Consider the following 21874-nt stretch of genomic DNA (forward strand, 5'->3'; position numbering starts at 1 on the left):
TGGCCGCCGATGGCGGCCGCTCGCAGGCGCGCCACCGCCGTTCACTTATAAACGATCGTCGCCGTCGCTCACAGTTGTTTAAATACCCTATCGCCGTCACCGATCTGCAATACCCACTCTCGCCATCGATCAGGGGCAGGCTTCAGCGACCGGTTTTCCGCGAGTATCTCCGAACACACGATTACGACGGATCGCTTACGTCTCGAACGAGCGCCGTATACCGTTCCGGAGTCACTCGTCGAGCGAGCGCGCCACCATCTCGCCCCACCGCTCGAAGCCGTGGCGGTCGTAGAAGGCCTTCGCGCGCTCGTTTGCGGGGTCGACGTCGAGCACTATCCGGTCGAGCGGGAGGTTCTGATCGGCGGCGAGCGCGACGGCAGCGTCCATCAGGTCGTCTGCGACGTCGGTACCGCGGTGCGCGGGGGCGACGTAGAGCTCGTTGATCACCGCGGCGTCCCAGATCATCGCGAGGCGCTCGGGGAGAACGAACACGTAGCCGGCGAGGCCCTCATCGTCGACCGCGACCGTCACGCACCGCTCGTCGTCGGCGACGCAGCGGTCCACCCACGCGAGCCACCGTTCGCGGTAGTCGTCGGTGAGCTTCCCCTCGTAGGCGGCCGCCTTCCCCTCGCCGCCGGTCGACGCGCCGAGCCCGCGCTCGAAGGCGGTCTTCAGCTCGCACAGCGCGTCGGCGTCGGTCGCGGGGTCGTACGGTCGGAGGTCGGCAGTCATTCGTCGCCGGCGTGGGGGTGCCCGCCGTCCGCGCCGACGGCGACGTCTCCGTCTTCCCCCTCCAGCACGAACTCCGCGAGCGTGGGGACGAACGTCCCGATGTCGGTGACCATCCCGACCGCCTGCGCCGAGCCGCGGTCGAGCAGCTGGGTGACGGTGGCGGGGTTGATGTCGACGCAGACGGTCTTCGTCGTCGACGGGAGGCAATTCCCGACCGCGACCGAGTGGAGCAGCGTCGCGAGCATGAGCACGATGTCGGCGTCGTGGGCCTGCTCGCGGATCGCGTTCTGCGCCTCCACCGCGTCGGTGATCGTGTCCGGGAGCGGGCCGTCGTCGCGGATCGAGCCCGCGAGCACGGTGTCCACGTCGTTTCGCACGCACTGGTACATCACGCCCTCCGTGACGATCCCGTCCTCGACGGCGGCCTCGATCCCGCCCGCGCGGATGATCTCCGAGATGGTCCAGATGTGGTGTTTGTGTCCCTTCCGGGGGTGTTCGAGCGTCTCCACGTCCATCCCGAGCGAGGTGCCGTACAGCGAGCGCTCCAGGTCGTGGGTGGCGAAGCCGTTCCCGGCAGAGAGCGCGTCGACGTAGCCCGCCTCGACCAGCTTCGCGAGCGCGTCCCCCGCCCCCGAGTGAACGACCGCGGGGCCGGCGACGACCATCACGTTCCCGCCGGCCTCGGTCACCTCCCGGAGCTCTTCGGCGACCTCGCGTATCGTCGACTCGGAGGGGCGCTCGGAGGAGACGCCGCCCTGCATGAAGCCGAACGCGCCGCCCCCGCTCCGCGGGCGCTCGGGGGGTTTCACGCGGATCCCGGACTGGTCGGTCGCGACGAGGTCGCCCTCCTCGACCGCGTTGAGCACCTTCGTGTACGCTCGGGGGGCGCCGTTCGGACCTCCGTCCGGATCCACGATCAGCGCGCAGTCCATCTCGATCCGGTCGACCTCGATCCACTCGCCGTCGTACAGCACTTCAGTCGGGTGGTTCGTGGTGGAGTAGAAGTCCGGCGGGACGACTTTGTCCGCGGGCGCCGCCACGAGCTCCACGTCGGTCGGGTCCTCGAGCACCGCGCCGTTCTGGTGGAGCTCGTGGAGGATCGCCTGGAGGGTCTCCGGGTCGTCGGCCGAGACCGCCATCCGGCAGTACGACTCGGCCTCCTCGTGGGTCCCCACGTCGAACTGCTCGACGTCGAAGGAGCCGCCGAGATCCATCACCGCGCCGAAACAGCGCTGCATCGTCCCGCTGTCGATGATGTGGCCCTCGATCTCGACGGTGCGTGAGTGGCTCATACCTCACGGTTTCGCCCCGCGGAGAAACCCGTTTCCCATTCGGCGAACGTCGCGGAGCCGGATCTCAAGGTCCGAACCCGAACTAGAGCAGCCCGAGCGCTCCGAGGATCTGGTTGCCGAAGATCATCATGACCAGCCCGGCGAGCATGACGAGCCCGGAGGAGACCGTGATCGTCCGGACCGCGGCGTGCCGGTCGGAGACCGGGACCCGGCTGACCACCGCCTCGGCGACCATCCGGAGGATGCGGCCGCCGTCGAGCGGGAACGCCGGCAGGCAGTTGAACAGCGCCAGCTGGATGTTGATCCACCCGGTCCAGAAGAGGAGGTTCGCGAGCAGGAACGTCCCGCCCCCGAGCGCGGCGAACGCGCCCTCGACCGCGTAGAAGTTGGTCACCTCGCCGGTGAATCCCGCGAAGTTGAACGGGAGCCCGAACAGGCTGCCGAGCGGGAGGATGAGCGAGGCGAAGACGAGCCCGAGCGGGGAGTCCGTGAGCCCGCCGATCGCGAGGCCGTCGGACGCCCCCTCGCCGCCGTCGCCGCCGAGCAGCTCGAGGTACGCGCCGGCCGGGTACTCCGAGACGCCGAAGTCGTCGAGCGCGAGTCCGCTGGACCCGGGGAAGACGCTCACGCCGACGAACCCGCCGTCGCGGTTCGGGTGCGGGTCGAGTTCCACGTCGTAGCTGACGCGCTCGTCGTCGGGACCGTACGCGACGACCTCGACGGTCGTCCCGGGGTCACGCTCGCCGAGTACCGCCGAGAGCTCGTCGTTGTTCCGGACGCGCTCGCCGTCGATCGAGACGATCGTCAGCGGCTCACCGAGGGGCGCGCCTTCGGCGTGAAGCGGCCCGTCCTCCTGCGCGCCGAGCGCGTACGCCCCGATCGGGATCTCGGCCGTTTCGGCGTCGACCGTGGCGTTGGCCGCGTCGTCGATGTCGACGGTCACCGTCGCGCGCTCGGCGTCGCCGACGGCGTCGAGGAACTGCCCCTCGGTCGCCACGGGCTCGCCGTTGACCGACGTGATCGCGACCGGCTCCGACTCGATCGTCACGCCGAGCGGGTTCCCGCCGGCGGAGCCGATCACCTGGAGCTCTCGGTCCACCTCGGCGGTCCGCTCTCCGTCGCCGTCGTCGGCCGTGACGCTCACGGTCTCGCCGGCGTCGGCGAGCGCGGCCTCGAACTCCTCGGCGGTGTCGACGGAGGCGCCGTCCACCGCGACCAGCCGGTCGCCGTGCGCGATGTCGGCCGTCGCGGCCGGCGACTCCGGCGTCACCTCGCCGACGGCGTAGCCGGGCGCCGGCGCGATCGCGCCGACGACGGGGCCGAACAGCAGCGCGAAGACGAGGACCGTGAGGACCGTGTTCGCGGTGACGCCCGCGGCGAACATCCGGGCACGGGCGCCGCGGGAGGCCTCCTGTGTCGCCTCCTCGTTCGGCTCGACGAAGGCGCCGACCGGGAGGAGCGTGAAGAAGACGAGCCCCATCGACTCGATGTCGATCCCCTCGACGCGGCACAGCAGGCCGTGTGCGCCCTCGTGGACGACCATCGCGACCGCGAGTCCGGCGACGATTTCCGGCGCGACCGACAGGGGGAGGAAGTCGTTCACGCCGGGGATGATGAGGAAGTTCTGCGGCTGCTGGATCGCGGAGGGCTGGGCGGTGCGGATCGCGGAGAGCGCCGACGAGAGGATGAGGAGGAACGAGCCCACCATCGCGACCAAGGCCCCGCCGAGCCCGAGGTTCGCGACGGCTCGCCAGAGCCGCTTCGGCGCGGCGAGTCGGTTGAGGAAGACGCGGCCGCGGAGGGTGCGAAGGGTCAATACGGGTCCGGAGACGCGGACGGAGTCGGGGAGGACCCCGCGGTTCCGAAGCCAGATCGCGGCCGCGGAGTACGCGAGGACCCCCGTGAGGACCCACAACAGCGTGTTCTCGGCGAACAGGTCCGTCAGGGCGTTCATGACGGACAGGTCCGTGTCGGTCGGGTGTAAGCCGTTCGGTTGTCGGAACCGCGCTCCGGTCGCGACCGCCTTTTCAGCGCGCCCGAGAGACGGCCGCGAACTCAACGCCCAAGTACCCCCCGGTCCAACTGCCGGCCATGATCGCGCTCATCGACGTCGTCTCCCGTCTCGTCGGAGACGTGGGACGATTCGTGGACCTGTTCCTGAACGACCTGATCCTCGGCGCCGGCGACCCGATCTCGGCGCTCCTCGTGGTCATCGGTCAGGTGCTGCTCGTCGGCGCGCTGGCCGCGTTCGGCTACGCGGCGATCGGGGCGCTCCTCCAGGAGATCGGCGTGACGCTCCCCTCGCTCGGCGGTCGCGGCCCGGCGGAATAGCGCAGCCCGGCGGAATAGCGCAGCCCGGCGGAATAGCGCAGCCCGGCGGAATAGCGCAGCCCGGCGGAATAGCGCAGCCCGGCAGAATAGCGCAGGGCGGCCTCGACTCCGTCCTCAGTCGTCGTCCGCGCTCGCGGTCGTCGCTCCGAGGTGTTCCGCTTCCGAGCGCCCGGTCTCGGCGGCGAGGTCGGCGTCGGCGGCGCTCTCGGCGCTCTCGACGCTCTCGACGCTCTCGACGCTCTCGACGTCGCTCCCGGCATCCTCGGGGACCTCGAACTCGTCGAGCGTCGCGAGCAGCTCGTCCGACTGGTCCGAGAGCGCGTGGACCCGGCGGGTGACCTCGGAGACCGTCGCGGTCTGCTCCTCGGCCGCGGCGGCGGCCGTCTCCGCCTCGGCGGCCGTCTGCCGGCTGACCGAGGCGATGTCGTCGACCATGTCGACGACCTCCTGGGTCGTCCGCGCCTGGTCGTCGGTCGCCTCGCTGATCTCCTGGACCGTCTCGTCGACGGTCGTCACGTCCTCGACCACCTCCTCGAACTCCCGGAGCGTCGACTCGATCGTGTCGACGCCGTCCGACACCTGCGACTCCATCGCGTCCACGTCCGCGGCGGTCTCCGCGGACGCCGCCTGCACCTCGTCGATGCGCCCGGAGATCGCGGCGGCCTCCTCGCGGGTCTCCTCGGCGAGCGCCTTCACCTCGTCGGCGACGACCGCGAAGCCGTCACCGGAGCCGTCGGCCCGCGCCGCCTCGATGGAGGCGTTCAGCGCGAGCAGGTTCGTCTCCTCGGCGATCCCGTCGATGACGGAGGCGATCTCGTCGATCTCGCCGACCCGGTCGACGAGGTCCTCGACGGCCGTCGCCGTCTCGGCGATGCTGGCTTCGAGCGCCTCCAGCTCCCCGATCGCCTCGGTCGCCTCCTCGCGGCCGGCCCGTCCGCGTTCCGCCGCGTTTCGGGCGGTCGCCGCGGCGTCGTCTGCCGACGCCGCGATCTCCTCGACGGTCGCCGAGAGGGTGCTCATCTCGCCGGAGACCGACTCCAGCGCCTCGGTCTGCTCGGCCGCGCCGTCGCTGATCTCCTGGACCGAACGCGCGACCTCCTCGCTGGCGTCGTCGACCTCGTCCATGCTCGCGCGCACGTCGCCGCTCGCGTCCGCGACGTCGCCCGTGAACGACGCGACCTCCCCGACCGTCCCGCCGAGCGTGGTCACGAGCCGGTCGTAGTTCTCGACCAGCTCGACGTACCGGTCCCCGTCGGTCGCCAGCGCGTCGTCGTCGATCGTCGCGGTCAGGTCGCCGTCCCGCGCGCGCCCCGCCGCGTCGCCGAAGGCGTCGACGAGCGACTCGAGCTCCGTCGTGTGCGCCTCGAGGTTCCCCGCCATCTCGTCGAGCGAGTCGCCGAACGCGCCCGGCACGTCCTCGTCGAGCGCGGGAGCGTCGAACTCCTGGGCCGCGAGCGCCTCAGCCTGCGCCGAGACGGTCCCGAGGTAGCGCTCGACCTCGACGAACGAGTTCACGAGGCTCCCGATCTCGTCGGGCTGGTCGCTACCGGCCAACAGGGGTTCGGAGCCGTCTGCCGCACCGACCGCGTCGATCTCGCCGGCCGCGATCGCGTCGGCGCCGGTCTCTAACCGTGTGAGGGGCGCCACGAAGTCTCGGCGCACGATGAGGAGGGTGTTGTAGATCGCGACGACGGCGCCGAGAAAGAGGGCTCCGGTGAGGACGTACGAGAGCGTCCCGGACACCAGAAACGGCACGAGGAAGATACCGACGGTGACGAGGAACTGAATCCCGACGGCCGTGACGACCTTGCGCCCTATCGATTCGGAGACTCCCAAGCGGTCCATCGTTCCCCAGAGGAGGGCCTCGTACCGCCCCCGGAGCCCCGGGCGTCGCTGTCGTGTCGTCGACATGCACGGAACTCGACGCAAGCGGCTTATGAAACTCACCCCGGAGTTATCAGGCGCGATTCCCGATTTTCGGACGGCGAGAACCTCGCGAGAGATTTAAAACAGCCCGTCCACGGCCTCGGCGGCGAGATCGACCGCCCGCTCCAGGTCCGGGCCGAGCGGCGAGCCGACCACCAGCCCGTCGGCGTGCTCGGCGACGGCGGCGGCGCGCTCGCGGACGGTCTCGGGGGTGCCCGCCATGCAGAACGCGTCGATCATCTCGGGCGTCACGCGCTCGAAGGCCGCGGAGAACTCGCCGGCCGAGACGCGGTCGCCGATCTCGCCGGCGGCGGTCGGGTCGATCCCGTGCCGCTTCAGGACCGGCGGGGCGGCGCCCCCGGCGATGAACGCGACCGGCGGGCGGGCGGCCTCGCGGGCGGCCGCCTCGTCCTCGGCGACCGAGACCGCGGCGTAGGCGACCAGGTCGAAGTCACCGCGGTGATCGGGCCGATCCGCGAGCCCGTCGTCGACCTGCTCGCGGGCCCACGCGAGGTCCTTCGGGTGCGAGCCGTTGTACAGCAGGCCGTCGGCGTGTTTCGCGGCCATCCGACACATGTGCGGCCCCTCGCCGCCGACGTGGACCGGAATTGAGGCGCCCTGCGGGGGCTCGTAGTTGAGCCCGGCGCCCGCGGCGTCGAAGGTCCCCTCGTGGTCGACGCGCTCGCCGGCCCAGAGCCGCTGGGCGGTCTTGAACGCCTCCAGCACGGAACGGAGCCCGCGCTCCTCCTCGAGCCCGAGGTTCCGGAGCGTCGAGGGGTCGCCGGGTCCGAGCCCGAAGACGGCGCGGCCTTCGGAGAGCTCGTCCAGGGTGGCGACTCGCGAGGCGAGCGTCACGGGGTGGGTCTCGTAGGGGTTGGCGACGCCGGGACCGAGGCGGACGGAGTCGGTGGCGGTCGCGAGCTGCGAGAGGAACGCCCACGGGTCGCGGTTGTTGTAGTGACACGTCGAGTAGACGGCGTCGTAGCCGGCGTCCTCGGCGCGGACGCCGAGGTCGACGAGGCGGTGCAGGTCGTGTTCGGGGGTGAGTTCGATGCCGAGCATGGTTATCCGTCGAAGGTCCACTGCCGGAGGGCCTGCCGGACGAAGTCGCCCTCCGGCTCGCGGAAGTGGTTGTCCGAGCCGTCGTGGTCGCCGAACGCCCAGTCGCGGACGACGACGACCGGGGTGCCGCCGTCGCCCTCGCCGGCGACGAGGTTCGCCGCCGACGCGAGCTCGTCGATCACGTTCTGGACGGTGACGCCCATCTCGCGGCCGTCGCGGTCGCGCTCGCCGCGCCAGTCGCGGCTCGCCGGCATCCCGGCCCAGCCGATCGCGACCCCGCGCTGGCCGTGTCTGAAGGGCCGACCGCAGGTGTCGCTGACCACGACGCGGTCGGCCCCGAGCCCCTCCCGAATTCGCTCCGCGCTCTCGGAGGGGCGCTCCGGGAGCAACAGCAGGTCGCCGCCGGGGACGTTCGACCGGTCGATCCCGGCGTTGACGCCGATGTGGCCGAAGCGCGTCGCGGTGAGGAGGAACGGCGCCTCGGTGATCAGCTCCGTCGACTCCTCGATGACGGCCTGCGCGAAGCGCGGGTCCTTCTCCTCGCCGGCGATCTCGGCGAGCCGGTCGGCGATCGCCTCCGCGCGCTCGCTCGCCGGGAAGTCGTCGAGGTCGAAGACCCGGCCCTCGGCCTTGGAGACGACGGTGCTGGCGACGACGATCACGTCGTCTTCACGGAGGTCGACGCGCTCGTCGATCATGGCCGCCAGATCGTCTCCGTCCCGGATCTCCGGGAGGTCCGGAACGGCGAACAGCTCCATACGATCCACTGCGCGGCGACGAGGAAAAACCCCGCCGGTACCGGGCCGGTTTGACGGTATTCGGACCGACTCGACGGCGTCCGGACGCGGCGCGGAGCGACGGAAGAATCGTCGTCAGACATAACGGTCTGTCGGTCTATTCAGCTATCGCTGTACGATCATATCTAGTTATTCGTATTTAGCAAACATATATTAGGAGATCAGCCAGATAATGACTCTATCAGCCGAAACGTTTTATGCGGTGAAACGCGAGCGACGCCCGCGATGAGCGACCCAGCAACCGACGACGAATCGGCCCCGATCGCGACGCAGACGCGCGTCCCGCCGGAACGAGACGATCCCGAGCCGTTCGCGACGCGGACCCGCGTCGCGTGATCGGGCGCGGACGACGACCCCGAGCATTTTTCCGCTGCGTCCGTCCGCACGGCTTATAAACGGCTCTCGCGAACGCCGGGTGTGGACCTGCACGTCCGGTACGAGGGCGACGACGACCCCGACAAGTGCACGGCCCGGAAGCTCGCGCGGTTCGACCTCGCCGAGCTGCACCGCTCGGACCGCGCCACCCCCTACGGCGTCGTGCTCAATCCCCACGCCGAGCGCGCGCTCTCGCCGGCCGACGCCGACCTCGCCGCCGAGAACGCCTTGGTCGCGCTCGACTGCTCGTGGGAGTCGGCCGGCGAGAAGATGTTCTCGCTGCCGGGCGAGCACCGCGCGCTCCCGTACCTCGTCGCCGGCAACCCCGTGAACTTCGGACGGCCGATGCGGCTCACGACCGTCGAGGCGTTCGCGGCCGCGCTCGCCATCCTCGGCGAGCTCGACCACGCCGAGCGAATCATGGCGAAGTTCACGTGGGGCGAGACGTTCCTCGACCTCAACGAGGAGCCGCTCCGGCGGTACGCCGACTGCGAGGACTCGTCCGAGATCGTCGCGGTCCAACAGGAGTACCTCGACCGGGAGTAGCCCCTCGGGCGTCCCGAGAACGGGGGAGTCGATACCGGAACCGAACGTGAGCGCGACAAGCCTTTTGCGTGACTCGCACGTATCACCGACCGATGGTTTCCACCGGTGACACCGCGCCCGACATTTCGGCAAAGATCGGTACGAGCGACCACGAACCGTTCGAGCTCGACGACCACCTCGGCGACGGCCCGGTCGTGCTCGCGTTCTTCCCCGGCGCGTTCACGCCGCCGTGCACGAACGAGATGGTGGCGTTCCAGGAGCGCGCCGGCGAGTTCGAGGACGCGGGGGCGACGATCTTCGGCGTCAGCGCCGACTCCCCGTTCTCGCAGGGCGCGTTCCGCGAGGAGCACGGGATCGAGTTCGACCTCGTGAGCGACATGGGCGGCGACGCGATCCGGGCGTACGGGCTGGAGATGGACATCGCCGATCTCGGCCTTTACGGGATCGCGAACCGCGCCGTGTTCGTGGTCGACGACGACGGCGAGATCGTCTACGACTGGGTCGCGGACGACCCGACCAACGAGCCCGACTACGACGCCGTCCTCGACGCGGTCGAAAGCGCGTAGGACGTCGCTGATCGAGATTATTTATACGTAGTTGACCGCGGTCCGGTAGTGAACTCCACTGAGACGCTAGCTCTCCGTTTATAAGAATCAGGCAGCGGATCGACAGCGAACACCTCCAAAGCCCCAGCCGCTCGGCTATACGTTGTCGTTGGTGGGGGGGGACGGAAAAGACCTCCAAAGCCCCAGTCGCGAGGACTCGTGCGCCTTGTTGAGCTCCTCGCTCGTTCGCTTCGCTCACTCGCTGCGGTGCTTACTGCGGCGTGCTTCGCCCTCGCGACTGCCCCTTTGAGTCCCACCCGCCCGCAACCGCACCGCCGGAAGACGGTCGCCTCGCTCCGCTCGGCGCTGCGACTTCCGTGCTCCCGCTCGCTCCCTCCGGTCGCTCGCGGGACCGCAGCCTCACACCTCCCCAGCCTCGTCGCCGGCGGCGAAGCCGCCGGCTACCCGTGGCGCTCTGCGCCACGCTGTCACCGGCGCTACGCGCCGGTTGCAAGCGAGAGCTTCGCTCTCGCCCTGTCGGTGGTCCTCCGCTTCGCTCCGGACCACCGACTCCCTCGCGCGGTGCTGCTCGCGGGCCACCGGCCCGCTCGCAGGCACGCGCCGACAGCAGGTACACTCTCACGGAGTCTCCGATATCCAGATGACCTCAGAAAAACCGACTCAGTCCCCGAGCACGCCGCCGATCGCGCCCGCGAGCGCCGAGTCGATGGCGAACAGCAGCGTCAGGAACAGCCCGACGACCAGCACGCCGGCGCCGCCGAGCAGGCTGCCGACGGGACCGCCCGCGAGCCCCACGAGGCCACCGAACGCGGCCAGCAGGAGCGTGACGACGATCCCGCTCACGGAGCCGGCGAGCAGGCCGTGCCACGTCCCCGAGAGCAGCCCGCCGCCGGCGACGTAGCCGGCGACGAACCCCCCGATCAGCCCCGCGCCGATGTGGCCGACGACCGGGACGAACGTCGCGAGGAGCCCGGCGATCAACATCACGATGAACCCGTAGCCGACGGCGCGCCAATCGGTCATACGCCCTCGTACCCGGTCGGGAGGTAAATACTCGCCGCCGCTTCGATTTAAAAACCGACTGCCGAGCGCGACGGCGACGGCGCCGCCGGTCGCCGCCGAGCGGCGAGCACGCCCTCGACGACCGGAATTTAAGCCGTTACTGATCCAACAGCTGTCCATGCCCTCCGAATCCGGCGCGTCGAGCGACGGAGTACAGCCGCAGGCGGATCCGGAGCGTGAGACGGGTCCCGAGGCCGACGCGACCGCGGTTCCCGACTCCGACCCCGAGATGGCTCCCGTCGAGTGGGGGCCGGTCCGCTTCGAGCGCCTGCGGTCGCTGGCGTTCGGCGCGAGCGCGACCGCCGGCGTGCTCGTCCTCGCGGCGCTGCTGTTCGTCGCTGCCGGCGTCGTCGCCTCGGTGCTCGGGGGCGGGGCCTCGCCGTTCGAAGGCGGCGGCCCGCCGGCGTCGACGTGGGCGTTACTCGTCCTCCTCCTCGTCGGCGGCCCGGTGTCGCTGCTGTACTGGATCGTGGCGTACGATCAGACATCCCCGGAGCGGCGTCGCGAGCTCCGGTCGCAGTTCGGCGACTACTCGTTCGATCTCTCTGGGCTCCGGCTCGGCTGGACGCTCGCCGGGGCGGGAGCCGTGCTCGCCGTGCTGGCGGCTGCGGTCGCGTCCGACCCGTTCTCGGCCACGCTGTCGCTGTTCTCCGGGTTCGCCCCGCTGCTCGTCGCGTTCGCCACGCTCTTTCCGGTGCTCGCGGGCTCGCGCGGGACCGACGTGCGCCTCGACCCGGCCGCCGAGACGGTCGAGCGGACCTCCCGGAGCCACGACCGGACGCGCGCGGACGACCTCGGGTCCGCGATCCGGACGCGCCGGATCGACCTCCCGTGGACGACCGTGTTCCTGCTCGCGTACCGCGGGAACGCCTGGTACCGGTCGACGCCGTGGCTGTTCGTCCCGACCGACCTCGCCGACGAGGTCGAGCGGGGGTTAGACGCGACGCTCGCTCGGAGCGACGGCCCGGACCGGGCCAGCGTCCCGGAGCGCGTCATCCTCGCGATCCTCGGCTCCGCCTCGCTCGTCGTCGGCCTCGCGATGGCCCTCGCGGCCGGCGAGGCGGCGGCCGGAGCGCTGCTGGCGCTGCTGACGGCGCCGTTCAGCCTCCTCTTCCTCGCGCTCGCGGCCCGGCTGTGACCTCCCGCCGAGGCGGGGGCGCGGCGGGCTGTCGACACCGGACGTGCCACCCCCTACCACGCGGCTCATATACTTCGGCCTCATAGGTTCGCGCATGGACCGACAGCGTCTGGAGAAGGCCCTGGAGTCGGAGTTCGGCGGGACCGAGGCCGAGCGGCGAGCGGTCGCTCGGGCGGCTCACGACCTCGCCGACTCGGGGCGGCCCTCCCGCGACCGGGGACACGCCCTCACCGTGCCCGGCGTGCTCGACCACCTCGGGGACGCGCCTGACGGCTCCTCGCTCGTCGAGCGCTGGAACTGGTGGCTGGGTGCGCTCGACGCCGCCTACGGCGGCTACGACTACTTCACCGTGCGGTACGTCGAGGGCGACGAGGAGGCGGGGCTCCGACGGTAGGCCGCGGCGCCCCTTCATTCCCGATTTCCCGATCTCGCACCGCCGACGCCTCTACTTTCACTTTCACTCCGCGGATGGCTCGCTTATACGGGCGTTCCGGTCCGAGCCTGCGGTATGAGCGCGACGAGCCGCGATCGACCCCGATACGCGACGCCGACCCGCGTCGACGTCACCGAGTGCCGGACCGACCGGATCGCCGACCGCGTCCGACTGAACCGCGTCCGCGACAGCGAGGTCCACCTCGAACGTCGCGGCGGGCGCACGTTCCTCGTGACGACCCCTGCAGAGTGAGGCGAGGGAGGGATTTGGCGGGAAACGAGTTCGACCGGTCCCGCGAGTCAGTCGTCCGCGGCGACCTGATCGCGGGCGGTCCCGTCATCTGACAGCAGGCTGCCGAGTCCGACGCCGAGCGCCTCGTTCGTCCGCGCCAGCGACTCGGCCCGAGAGGTGTCGGTCACAAGCTCCCGGATCGCGTCGACGTTCTCCGGGACCACGTCGGCCTCCTGGTGGACGTTCTGGAACAGGTACAAGTCCCGGCCCTCGACGCTTATCGACTCCTCCCAGACGCAGTTCTCCCAGAGGTCGCTGCGAGGGCGCCCCACGTCGGCCGCGTAGTCCTTCAGAGCGCCCGCGCCGTCGATTCCGGCGCCCTCGGGGATCAGAAACAGCCGCGTCTCCGCGCGGAGCAGCTCGCGCACCTCCGCCGTGGTCGGCTTCCGCTCAAGCGTGACGTTGACGCTGTGGGTGTGCATGCCGGTGACCGGCGCCTTCAGCGCGGCCGTGTCCACGTCGACGTCCGGGAGGATCGTGTTCACGTCGGGACCGTGGTGAGAGGGGACCGTCTTCGGGTCCGGGACCACGTCGTTTATCGGGCCGCGGTCGGTCTCGCTCGGGTCGCCGCCGCGGCGCACGAGCGTCACGCGGGCCTTTTCGACGCCGTACGCCTCGTCGAGCGGGGCGAGGAGCCGCGAGAGCCCGGTGGTGTTACAGGAGACGACGCGGAGCGAGTCCACGTCACCTATCTCCCCGCTGGCGCGGGCGTTGAAGGAGTCGTCCGCGATCGCGGCGTCCTCGCCGCCCTGATAGATCGCGGGCGTGTCGTGGGCCTCGTAGGTGGCTCGATTGCGTTCGCCGATCCCTGCGGGCGCGCAGTCGACGATCACGTCGACGGCGTCGAGCAGGTCGCGGAGGGTCCCCGCGACGCCGAGGCCGGCGTCCTCGAACGCGGCGGCTCGGTCGTCGATCGCGGCGTACAGGTCGTAGCCGTGACGGAGCGCGGCCTCGGCGCCGTAGTCCGGACTCGTCTTCGTCACGCCGACGAGTTCCATGTCGGGTTGGGCCGCGACCGCGTCCGCGACGCGTTTCCCGATCGTTCCGTACCCGTTGACGCCCACGCGTATCATGGATCCCAGTCGCTCGGCGAACAGTATAATGTTTTCGAGGATTTTGGTGAGAAATTAACTACGCGGAGAGTAATCAGTCGGTTAATTCGCGCGCCGCGAAGATGAAACTGGATTTCGAAACGGAGTAAATTCGTCGCCGATGAGAAGGACTAACGCCCGGCGTCGCGGATCGGCGAGTATGTCGAGCGAACTCGCGGAAGCCGCCGAGACCGCCGTCGAGCAGTGCCTGCGCGTCGCGCCCGAGGAGTCCGTGGTCGTCGTCACGGACGATACGCGCGAACGCATCGGCGAGGCGCTCTACGAGGCCGCGAGCGCCGTCACCGATGACGCGACGATCCTCCGGTACCCGCCGGCCGACCAGCACGGGACCGAGCCGCCCGCGCCGGTCGCGGCGGCGATGGCCGAGAGCGACGTCTTCCTCGCGCCGACGGCGAAGAGCCTGAGTCACACGCGCGCTCGCGGAGCCGCCTGCGACGCCGGGGCGCGCGGCGCGACGCTCCCCGGGATCACGCCCGACGTGTTCACCACCGGGCTCGACGCCGACTACGCCGCGATCGACGCCGCCTGCGACGACGTGCTCGCGCAGGTCGCCGACGCCGACGAGGTCCGGGTGACCTCGCCCGCGGGCACCGACATCGCGTTCGGGATCGGCGACCGCGAGTGGCTCGCCGACACCGGGATGGTACACGAGCCGGGCGACTTCTCGAACCTCCCCGCCGGCGAGGTGTTCGTCGCGCCCGAGACCGCGACCGGCACCTACGTCGTCGACGGGACGATGATGCCTCACGGCCTGCTCGGAAAGGGCAAAGAGCTGGTGTTCGAGGTCGAGGACGGGCTCGTCACGTCGGTCAGCGACGACGCGGTCCGCGCGGAGCTCGAGACCGCCGCGGAGTCGGTGGGCGACGCCGCCTACAACCTCGCGGAGCTGGGGATCGGGACCAACGTCGGCGTCGACGAGCTGGTCGGCTCCGTCCTCCTCGACGAGAAGGCGGGCGGCACGGTCCACATCGCGATCGGCGACAACGCCGGGATCGGCGGCGAGACCGACGCTCCGGTCCACCTCGACGGGATCCTCCGGAACCCCACCGTCTACGCCGACGGCGAAGAGATCGAACTACCGAGCGCGTAGGGGCGGCCGGAGCGATCGACGACTCATTCAACGACCGCGAGCGCGACCCCAGCGACCCCTCGCACGCCGACGACCTGGTGGCGCCAGCCGTCGCCGGCGTCGACGCAGAGCGTGCCGGCGTCGGTGACCGCGACCGACACGCCGGGGCCGTAGCCGAGCGCGATCGGTTCCTCGTCGACCGGGAGCGCCGAGGGCCGCCACGTCTCCGCGTCCCACCCGTCGCCGTCGCGCTCGTGGACGAACAGCTCGCCGTCGACGACCGCCATCGCGTGCCCGTCGCCGTCGGCGGCGACCGCGGTCGCGTCGCCCTCCAGCGCCGTCATCCAGCCGTTACCGAGCCAGTAGACGCCGGCGGCGGTCGCCGCGAGGGGCATCCCGGACCCCGCTACGTCGCGGGCGTCGTCGAGGCCGACCGCGGTGAGCGCGCGGGTCGCACTCGCACTGTCGCCCCCGGAAACCTGATAGACTCCGTCCGCGGCGGCGACGAGGGGACCGTCGATCGCGCGCGGGTCCGACGCGGCTCCGATCGAGGACGCCGTCGGATCGGTATCCCCGTCACTGACCTCGACGCGGTCGATCTCGCCGCCCTCGCGAGCGACGAGGAACGCGCCGTCGTGGACGCCGACCGCGGCGAGCGGCTCCGACCCGACGGGGGCCGCGTCGACGCGCTCGAACTCGGGATCGTCGCCGACGGGCGCGGCCCGGAGCCCGTCCGGCGTCGCGACCCCGACGAGGTCGGGGGCGTCGTCGCGGGGGAGGACCGCCGCGTCGCGGGCCGGGTCGCGAGCGACCATGTCGAACGCGCCGACCTTGTCGGCGGAGAGCGCCACCCGGACGACGCCGCTCTCGGTGGCGACGTACGCGTCGGTGCGGCCCGCCGTCCCGGCGTACACGCGCTTCTCCTCGATCGAGATGTCGTCTTCGGCGGGTGCCATTATCGGGGGTTCGGCCGGGGGTCTCATAAGCCCCGCGCGGCGCGGCGAGGAGGGCGCGGAGCCCCCCTATCGACTCACCCGTTCCGACGCCCATTAGGTCGCCGACCGCGAAGGCCCGGTCGTGCAATCGGTCGCCGCCGACATCGTGGCGCTGCTCGCCGAGGTGGCCCCCCGGCTCGCGCGCATCGCGGCGTTCATCGCGGCCGGCGTCTTCGCCGCCAACGTCGCGGTCGCGTTCGGGCTGATCCGGTACGTCGCCGGGCTCGCCGGGTGGCTCACCCGGCCCGCGAACCTCCCCGACGAGGTCGGCACCGCGATCCTCACGACCGCGGCGTCGACGACCGCGGGCTACGCCACGCTCGCCGAGTACCGCGAGTCTGGCCTGCTCGACGACCGGGCGACGCTGGTCGCCGTGACCATCAACACGTTCTTCGGGTTCGTCCAGCACGTGTTCACCTACTACATCCCCGTGTTGATCCCGATCCTCGGGGTGGAGACGGGGGTCGTCTACGTCTCCGCGCGCGCCGGGATCGCGCTGGCGATCACCGTCACGGGGGTGCTCGCGGGCGGCGTCCTGCTCTCCGAGCGCAACGTGGACCGCTCCGCGCTCGCGGCGGTCGACGCGAGCGGTCCCGACGCCGACGACCGCACGAGCCGGGAGCGCGTCCGCGAGGCCGGCGAGAAGTCGTGGTCCACGCTCCGCCGGATCGTCCCGCGCCTCGCGGTCGTCTACACCCTCGTGATCGGGCTCGTCACCAACGTCGACGTGGATGCCCTGACGAGCGTCGCCGAGCCGATCACCGGGATCCTCGGCCTCCCCGGCGCCGCGGTCCCCGTGATCGCCGTCTACACCCTCGACACGACCGCCGGCGCGGTGACGCTCGCCGGCACGGCCGAGGGGACGTTCACCGTTCGGACCGCGGTCGCGAGCCTGCTCATCGGCGGCATCCTCTCGTTCGCGGTCTCCACCTTCCGGCGCTCGATCCCCTTCCAGTACGGGATCTGGGGCGCCGAGTTCGGCACGAAGGTGATCGCCGTCAACACCGCGCTGAAGCTCGTCTTCATCTCGACCACGGTCGCGCTGCTGCTCGCGCCGGCGTGGTGAGGCGGGATAGCACGGCAGATACTCGGGATTTTGAGAAGTGATTTATAAACCGGTGTGCGGTCGGCGCGTGCCTCCGAGCGCCCAACGGGCGCGAGGAGCGCCGCGCGAGGGAGTCGGTCGCCCGGAGCAACGCGAAGGGCGACCGACGAGGCTGGGGAGGCGTGAGGCTGCGGTGCGGTTGGGTGGGACTCAAAGGGGCAGCCGGTGAGGCGGGCGCAGGCGACGTAAGCACCGCAGCGAAGGAACGTAGTGACTGAGCGAGGAGCGCAGCGAGCGTGCGTCCGCCTCACCGGCTGGGGCTTTGGAGGTGTTCACGGTCGATCTGTTGAGAACCATTTATAAGGAACCGACGGACGAAAATCGCGATCTAACTGCCCATACCCTCGACAGCCGGCAGCTAACGATTCAAAAACGCCGCCCGCAAAAACCGCGACCCGCGTTTAAAGGTCGAAGCGGTCGAGCGTCATGACCTTGCTCCACGCGTCGGCGAAGTCCTGCACGAACTTCTCCTCGCCGTCGGCAGCGCCGTAGACCTCTGCGACGGCGCGGAGGCGGGAGTTCGATCCGAATATCAGGTCGAGCCGCGTCGCCGTCCAGTCGACCTCGTCGGTCTCGGGGTCGCGGAGCTCGAAGACCTCCTCGTCGTCGTCGACCGGCACCCAGTCGCGGTCGAAGTCGAGCAGGTTCGCGAAGAAGTCGTTCGTCAGCGTCTCCGGCTCGTCGGTGAACACGCCGCGGTCGGAGCCGTCGTAGTTCGCGTCGAGGACGCGCATCCCGCCGACGAGCACCGTCATCTCGGGCACGGTCAGCTTCAGCAGTTCGGCCCTGTCGACCATCTCGTGTTCCGGCTCGTGGGGCAGGTCCTCGCCGAGGTAGTTGCGGAAGGCGTCGACCTCGGGTTCGAGCGCCTCGAAGGACTCCGCGTCCGTCTGCTCCGGCGTGGCGTCGACGCGTCCCGGCTCGAACGGGACCTCGACGTCGTGGCCGGCGGCCGCGGCGGCCTCTTCGACGGCGAGGTTACCGCCGAGGACGATGAGGTCGGCGAGCGACACCCGCGTGTCGTCGTCGCGCAGCCCGTTGAACTCGGCCTGGATCTCCTCGTAGGTCTCCAGCACGGACGCCAGCTCCTCGGGGTCGTTGACCTCCCAGCTGCGCTGGGGTTCGAGGCGAATCCGCGCGCCGTTCGCGCCGCCGCGCTTGTCGCTGTGACGGAACGTGGACGCGGACGCCCACGCGGTCTTGACCCGCTCGGAGATCGAGAGGTCGAACTCGGCGATCAGCTCCTCGAGCTCGGCGATCTCCGCCTCGCCGACGACGACGTCGTAGTCGGCCTCCGGGAGCGGGTCCTGCCAGAGCATCGTCTCCTCGGGGACCTCGGGGCCGAGGAACCGCTCCGGCGGGCCCATGTCGCGGTGGATGAGCTTGTACCACGCCTTCGCGAACGACTCCTGGAACTCGTCGGGGTCGTCGCGGAACTCCTCTAACACCGCCCGGAAGTCGTCGTCGTGTTTCAGCGCCACGTCCGTCGTGAGCATCATCACGTCCTCCTTGTCGGATGGGTCCTGCACGCCGGGGGCGGCGTCGTCGAGCTCGTCGTTCTTCGTGGTCCACTGCCAGGCGCCGCCGGGGCCTCTCTCCGGCTCCCACTCGTAGCTGAGCAGGTTGTTGACGTAGCTCAGGTCCCAGACGGTCGGCGTGGCGTTCCACGGCCCTTCGATCCCGCTGGTGATCGTGTCGGGGCCCTTCCCCTCACCGAACTCGTTGTCCCAGCCGAGACCCTGCAGGTCGATCGGGGCGTCCTCGGGTTCCGGGCCGAGGTTGTCGCCGTCGTCGGCGCCGTGGACCTTGCCGAAGGTGTGACCGCCGGCGATGAGCGCGACCGTCTCCTTGTCGTTCATCGCCATGTGGCTGAACGTGTCGCGGATGTTCGCCGCGGACCCCTCCAGGTCGGGTTCGCCGTTCGGGCCCTCGGGGTTCACGTAGATGAGGCCCATGACCGTGTTGCCGAGCTCCTCGCCGAGTCTCCCCTCTTCGTCGAAGCGCTCGGCGGAGGTCGACTCCCACTCGTCTTCGGGACCCCAGTCGACGGCGTCGTCGGGCTTGAAGTCGTCCTCGCGGCCGCCGGCGAAGCCGAACGTCTCGAAGCCCATCGACTCGAGGGCGACGTTCCCGGTGAGGACGATCAGGTCCGCCCACGAGAGCTTGCGGCCGTACTTCTGTTTGACGGGCCAGAGCAGCCGTCGCGCCTTGTCGAGGTTGACGTTGTCCGGCCAGCTGTTGAGCGGCGGGAGCCGCTGTCGCCCGCCGGCCGCGCCGCCGCGGCCGTCGTGCGTACGATACGTGCCGGCGCTGTGCCACGCCATTCGGATGAACAGGGGCCCGTAGGTGCCGTAGTCGGCCGGCCACCAGTCCTGCGAGGTCGTCATTACCTCCTCGATGTCCGCTTTCACCGCGTCGAGGTCGAGCTCCTCGAACGCCTCGGCGTAATCGAACTCCTCTTCGAGCGGACCGGGATTTCCGGCGTGCTCGTCGAGGACGTCTAGGTCCAGCTGGTTCGGCCACCAATCGGAGTTGTCTTTTGACATTGTTGTGGAAGTGTCGCGGGGTCGTCGTTCGCAACCGCACCGAAGGCGTCTGTACGGGGACTCCATCCGTCGAAAACGGAGGCGCCGGAGCCCGCCGCCGGCGCGAGAGGGACCGGCGCGGCGGGGTCGACGCTGCCCGTCTCGGAAGTGGAGTCGTCACGCATTCGGCGTCATCGGTACTTCATCTACCTCGAATAAAAATCTGGCCACTTACCCGTGTGCTATTAGATATACATAACTTTATTTTCAGAACACAAAGAATAGTTTATATATTTAAAAATCTACTACCGGAGAGGTCCGCGGAGCCGGTCTGACGAGCGCTAGTGCGCGGCGTCGATTGGTCGGCGAATACGCGACCCGAACGTATTCGGCTCAAGACGGAATCCGTCAGGAGACTACCTTCCGATCGCATGCCGAAACTCGACGTCCGCGAGATCCCCCCGGTGAACCGCCACGACAAGATCCACGAGGAGTTCGACGGGATGGACCCGGGCGAAACGCTCACCATCGTCAACGACCACGAGCCGAAGCCGCTGTACTACGAGATGGCGGCCGAGGTCCCCGCGTTCGACGAGGAGGCGTACGAGGTGCGACAGAACGCGCCCGACGAGTTCGTCGCAGAGTTTTCGAAATCGGAGGTTTGAGGCGGCTTAGAGGCATTATCGGCGTTTTTTCCGGTTTCGAACACGACTCGTCGAGAGACTCTACATCTCGTCGGACCGGGTCCTGGGTCTCGCCGAGCCGAACGCTACGTCTCGTCGAGGTCGTAGAGCCGACGGATCGCTCGTGCTCGCGCTCGTGCCCCCGTCCCTTCCGTCTGGGCCGCCCGCTCCAGCGCTCGTTCCGGGGCGCCGATCAGTTCCCCGACGAGGGCGGACCCGAGTTCCCGAACGGTCTCGCGCTGCTCCTCGGTGAGGTCGCCGCGCGCTTCGAGCCTCGTAACGGCCTCTTCAAGCTCGCGTCCTCTTATCTCGGCACTCCGGCGGCGGAGCCGTCTCCGGAGCCGGTCCGGATCGATGGGCGGTTCGGTCCGGTCGGAGGCCGTCTCGGTCCGGTCGGAGGCCGTCCCGGTTCGATCGGTGCTCATACCGTCGCATCGGTCGGCGTCGGGGTGCGTGTTCCCCCGAACGTATTCGGGGGCTAAGCGGGCGCCGGGGGCTCCCCCGAACCTGTCCTTTCGGAGGGGCTTTCTGTCGGAACGGGGTCGCTCGACGTGATGTCCGACTCCCGGTCTGTCCACGAATCCATCGGCGGCCGGGAGGCCGTCGAAGCCGTCGTGGTCGGGCAGTAGTGCCTTTGGTCGCCACGTTCGGTATCCGGGAGTCTCGTGCCCTCGCCGCAGGGACCGGGAGATAATTACTTGTGCCATCGTCACACACTACCGTGTATGGGAGGGTCAGAGGAGGGTCCTGCTCGACAGCACCACGCGGCGGCGGGAGATCCACCGCCGCGATTGGCTGACGACCGGTTCTATCGAGCGCTCGCCTCGTCCCACCGCCGACGTCTGCTTTACTATCTGCTCGACCACGAGGAGACCACCGTCGAGGAGCTCGCGTCCGTACTCAGCGGCTGGGAAGCCACCACCGCGGGTACGATGTACGAGACGGAGGACCGATCGGCGCTCCGCCTCCGACTGCTGCACAGCCACCTGCCCCAACTCGCCGAGACGGGGCTGATAACGTACGACTCGAACGCGGGCACCGTCCGGCTCGAACCGCTCCATCCGCGAGTCACGCACGTCATTCAACAGAGCGTCGAGGCCGAGCGACCCGAAGGACTGGGGTGACGCTCGCCTCCCTCCTCGCCGAGTGTCGAGCGCGGCGACACCGAGTCACGGTCTACAGAAGCGGTGGCCGACTCGACCTCGAACGGTGGCTCGCCGACCGCGGCGTCGCCGTCTCGTCGCGATCGCTTCCGGCGGGCGGTCCGAGCCCGTTCATCGAGATCGAGACCGACGGTGAGGTCGCCGGCGTCATCGGAGTCGAGGCGGTCGAGGCGCTGCTCGAACCGCCGATCCGTCGACCCGGCGACCGAGACGGGTTCTCGGAGGGGTATCGAGCGCTCTTCGAGATCTTCGAGCAAACGGTGTTCTCCGGGATGACTCGCCGGGAGCTCCTCGCGGTCAGCCGCGAGATCGAAGATCGGGCCTTCCGCGTCGGGGAAGGGACCCTGTGGGTCAGCTTTCAAAGGCTCTCGGCGTTCAGCTCACAGACGGAGGTCTACCGGGCTCTCGGCGCCGAGACGGACCTCGATATCCGCGTGTACGGCGTCGAAGACTGGACGCCGCCGCCGATTTCCGGGGTCACCTACCACGCCGACGAGGCGGCGGCGTTCGAGCCCTACTGGGCACTCGCGTACGACGGTGGGCCCGAGAGGGAGCAGGCCTGCGGCCTGGTCGCCGAAGAGGGGTCGGACGAGTACACCGGGTTCTGGACGAACGAGCCGGCGACCGTCGAGGCCATCGCGACGGCGTTCCGGGCGGTCTGATTCCGCTCG

At 69.9% G+C, this 21874-nt stretch carries 22 protein-coding genes; 11 read left to right on the plus strand and 11 right to left on the minus strand.

Annotated elements, in window-relative coordinates; translation table 11 throughout:
* Positions 1–231: 231 nt before the first annotated feature.
* From C469_RS00005 to C469_RS00015, 3 genes are all read right to left on the minus strand, one after another.
* Positions 232–732 (minus strand): GNAT family N-acetyltransferase, encoded by a 501-nt coding sequence (locus C469_RS00005; protein ID WP_008002679.1) that lies wholly within the window; start codon positions 730–732, stop codon positions 232–234.
* Complete coding sequence (locus C469_RS00010; protein WP_008002681.1) at positions 729–2024, minus strand: ornithine cyclodeaminase; 1296 nt, start codon at positions 2022–2024, stop codon at positions 729–731. The genes C469_RS00005 and C469_RS00010 overlap by 4 nt, the downstream gene beginning before the upstream one ends.
* Positions 2025–2106: 82 nt before the next feature.
* Positions 2107–3978, minus strand: coding sequence for a site-2 protease family protein (locus C469_RS00015; RefSeq protein ID WP_008002683.1), 1872 nt, complete (start codon positions 3976–3978; stop codon positions 2107–2109).
* Positions 3979–4115: 137 nt separating this feature from the next.
* On the opposite strand from C469_RS00015, the gene C469_RS00020 reads away from it, so the two are divergent.
* On the plus strand, positions 4116–4355 hold the full coding sequence (locus tag C469_RS00020) for a hypothetical protein (RefSeq protein ID WP_008002686.1): 240 nt from the start codon (positions 4116–4118) through the stop codon (positions 4353–4355).
* 114 nt (positions 4356–4469) lie between these two features.
* Here C469_RS00020 and C469_RS00025 read toward each other — a convergent pair whose 3' ends face one another.
* From C469_RS00025 to C469_RS00035, 3 genes are all read right to left on the minus strand, one after another.
* Positions 4470–6200 carry a methyl-accepting chemotaxis protein gene (locus C469_RS00025; protein WP_008002688.1) on the minus strand — a complete coding sequence of 577 codons (1731 nt, stop codon included), beginning with the start codon at positions 6198–6200 and terminating at the stop codon, positions 4470–4472.
* Between the two features lie 159 nt (positions 6201–6359).
* Entirely contained in the window at positions 6360–7343 is a 984-nt protein-coding gene (locus C469_RS00030; RefSeq protein ID WP_008002689.1) for a 5,10-methylenetetrahydromethanopterin reductase, read from the minus strand.
* A 2-nt stretch (positions 7344–7345) separates the two neighbouring features.
* Entirely contained in the window at positions 7346–8101 is a 756-nt protein-coding gene (locus C469_RS00035) for a coenzyme F420-0:L-glutamate ligase (RefSeq protein ID WP_008002690.1), read from the minus strand.
* A 456-nt stretch (positions 8102–8557) separates the two neighbouring features.
* On the opposite strand from C469_RS00035, the gene C469_RS00040 reads away from it, so the two are divergent.
* The gene (locus tag C469_RS00040; protein ID WP_008002691.1) at positions 8558–9061 is read left to right on the plus strand and encodes a DUF367 family protein; all 504 of its coding nucleotides are present in this window, start codon (positions 8558–8560) and stop codon (positions 9059–9061) included.
* A 92-nt stretch (positions 9062–9153) separates the two neighbouring features.
* The gene (locus tag C469_RS00045; protein WP_008002692.1) at positions 9154–9627 is read left to right on the plus strand and encodes a redoxin domain-containing protein; all 474 of its coding nucleotides are present in this window, start codon (positions 9154–9156) and stop codon (positions 9625–9627) included.
* A 660-nt stretch (positions 9628–10287) separates the two neighbouring features.
* Here the strand turns inward: C469_RS00045 and C469_RS00050 are convergent.
* Positions 10288–10650 carry a DUF5518 domain-containing protein gene (locus C469_RS00050; RefSeq protein WP_008002693.1) on the minus strand — a complete coding sequence of 121 codons (363 nt, stop codon included), beginning with the start codon at positions 10648–10650 and terminating at the stop codon, positions 10288–10290.
* Between the two features lie 157 nt (positions 10651–10807).
* Here C469_RS00050 and C469_RS00055 point away from each other — a divergent pair, with 157 nt between their 5' ends.
* From C469_RS00055 to C469_RS17080, 3 genes are all read left to right on the plus strand, one after another.
* Positions 10808–11827, plus strand: a complete 1020-nt coding sequence (locus C469_RS00055; RefSeq protein WP_008002694.1) for a hypothetical protein — start codon at positions 10808–10810, stop codon at positions 11825–11827.
* A 94-nt stretch (positions 11828–11921) separates the two neighbouring features.
* Positions 11922–12221, plus strand: a complete 300-nt coding sequence (locus tag C469_RS00060) for a hypothetical protein (RefSeq protein ID WP_008002695.1) — start codon at positions 11922–11924, stop codon at positions 12219–12221.
* Positions 12222–12335: 114 nt separating this feature from the next.
* Complete coding sequence (locus C469_RS17080) at positions 12336–12512, plus strand: hypothetical protein (protein WP_008002697.1); 177 nt, start codon at positions 12336–12338, stop codon at positions 12510–12512.
* A 47-nt stretch (positions 12513–12559) separates the two neighbouring features.
* On the opposite strand, the gene C469_RS00065 is transcribed toward C469_RS17080, so the two are convergent.
* Complete coding sequence (locus tag C469_RS00065) at positions 12560–13624, minus strand: type II glyceraldehyde-3-phosphate dehydrogenase (RefSeq protein WP_008002698.1); 1065 nt, start codon at positions 13622–13624, stop codon at positions 12560–12562.
* A gap of 178 nt (positions 13625–13802) precedes the next feature.
* Here C469_RS00065 and C469_RS00070 point away from each other — a divergent pair, with 178 nt between their 5' ends.
* Positions 13803–14753: an aminopeptidase gene (locus C469_RS00070; RefSeq protein WP_008002699.1), complete on the plus strand. Its 951-nt coding sequence runs from the start codon at positions 13803–13805 to the stop codon at positions 14751–14753.
* Positions 14754–14776: 23 nt separating this feature from the next.
* Here C469_RS00070 and C469_RS00075 read toward each other — a convergent pair whose 3' ends face one another.
* On the minus strand, positions 14777–15688 hold the full coding sequence (locus C469_RS00075; protein WP_008002700.1) for an HVO_0234 family beta-propeller protein: 912 nt from the start codon (positions 15686–15688) through the stop codon (positions 14777–14779).
* Positions 15689–15809: 121 nt separating this feature from the next.
* On the opposite strand from C469_RS00075, the gene C469_RS00080 reads away from it, so the two are divergent.
* Entirely contained in the window at positions 15810–16793 is a 984-nt protein-coding gene (locus C469_RS00080; RefSeq protein ID WP_008002701.1) for a hypothetical protein, read from the plus strand.
* 440 nt (positions 16794–17233) lie between these two features.
* Here the strand turns inward: C469_RS00080 and katG are convergent, their stop codons facing one another.
* Positions 17234–19444 carry a catalase/peroxidase HPI gene (katG, locus tag C469_RS00085; protein WP_169330823.1) on the minus strand — a complete coding sequence of 737 codons (2211 nt, stop codon included), beginning with the start codon at positions 19442–19444 and terminating at the stop codon, positions 17234–17236.
* Positions 19445–19788: 344 nt separating this feature from the next.
* Here katG and C469_RS00090 point away from each other — a divergent pair, with 344 nt between their 5' ends.
* Entirely contained in the window at positions 19789–20022 is a 234-nt protein-coding gene (locus tag C469_RS00090) for a DUF2249 domain-containing protein (RefSeq protein WP_008002703.1), read from the plus strand.
* 104 nt (positions 20023–20126) lie between these two features.
* Here C469_RS00090 and C469_RS00095 read toward each other — a convergent pair whose 3' ends face one another.
* A complete protein-coding gene (locus C469_RS00095; protein WP_008002705.1) occupies positions 20127–20465 on the minus strand; it encodes a glutamyl-tRNA reductase in 339 nt (112 codons plus the stop codon).
* Between the two features lie 366 nt (positions 20466–20831).
* On the opposite strand from C469_RS00095, the gene C469_RS00100 reads away from it, so the two are divergent.
* Together C469_RS00100 and C469_RS00105 are read left to right on the plus strand one after the other, a co-directional pair.
* On the plus strand, positions 20832–21164 hold the full coding sequence (locus tag C469_RS00100; protein WP_008002707.1) for a DUF7344 domain-containing protein: 333 nt from the start codon (positions 20832–20834) through the stop codon (positions 21162–21164).
* Positions 21161–21865: a DICT sensory domain-containing protein gene (locus C469_RS00105; RefSeq protein ID WP_008002709.1), complete on the plus strand. Its 705-nt coding sequence runs from the start codon at positions 21161–21163 to the stop codon at positions 21863–21865. Before C469_RS00100 ends, C469_RS00105 begins: the two co-directional genes overlap by 4 nt.
* The last annotated feature ends 9 nt before the right edge of the window (positions 21866–21874 follow it).

This window comes from Halorubrum lipolyticum DSM 21995 (assembly GCF_000337375.1).
GTDB lineage: Archaea > Halobacteriota > Halobacteria > Halobacteriales > Haloferacaceae > Halorubrum > Halorubrum lipolyticum.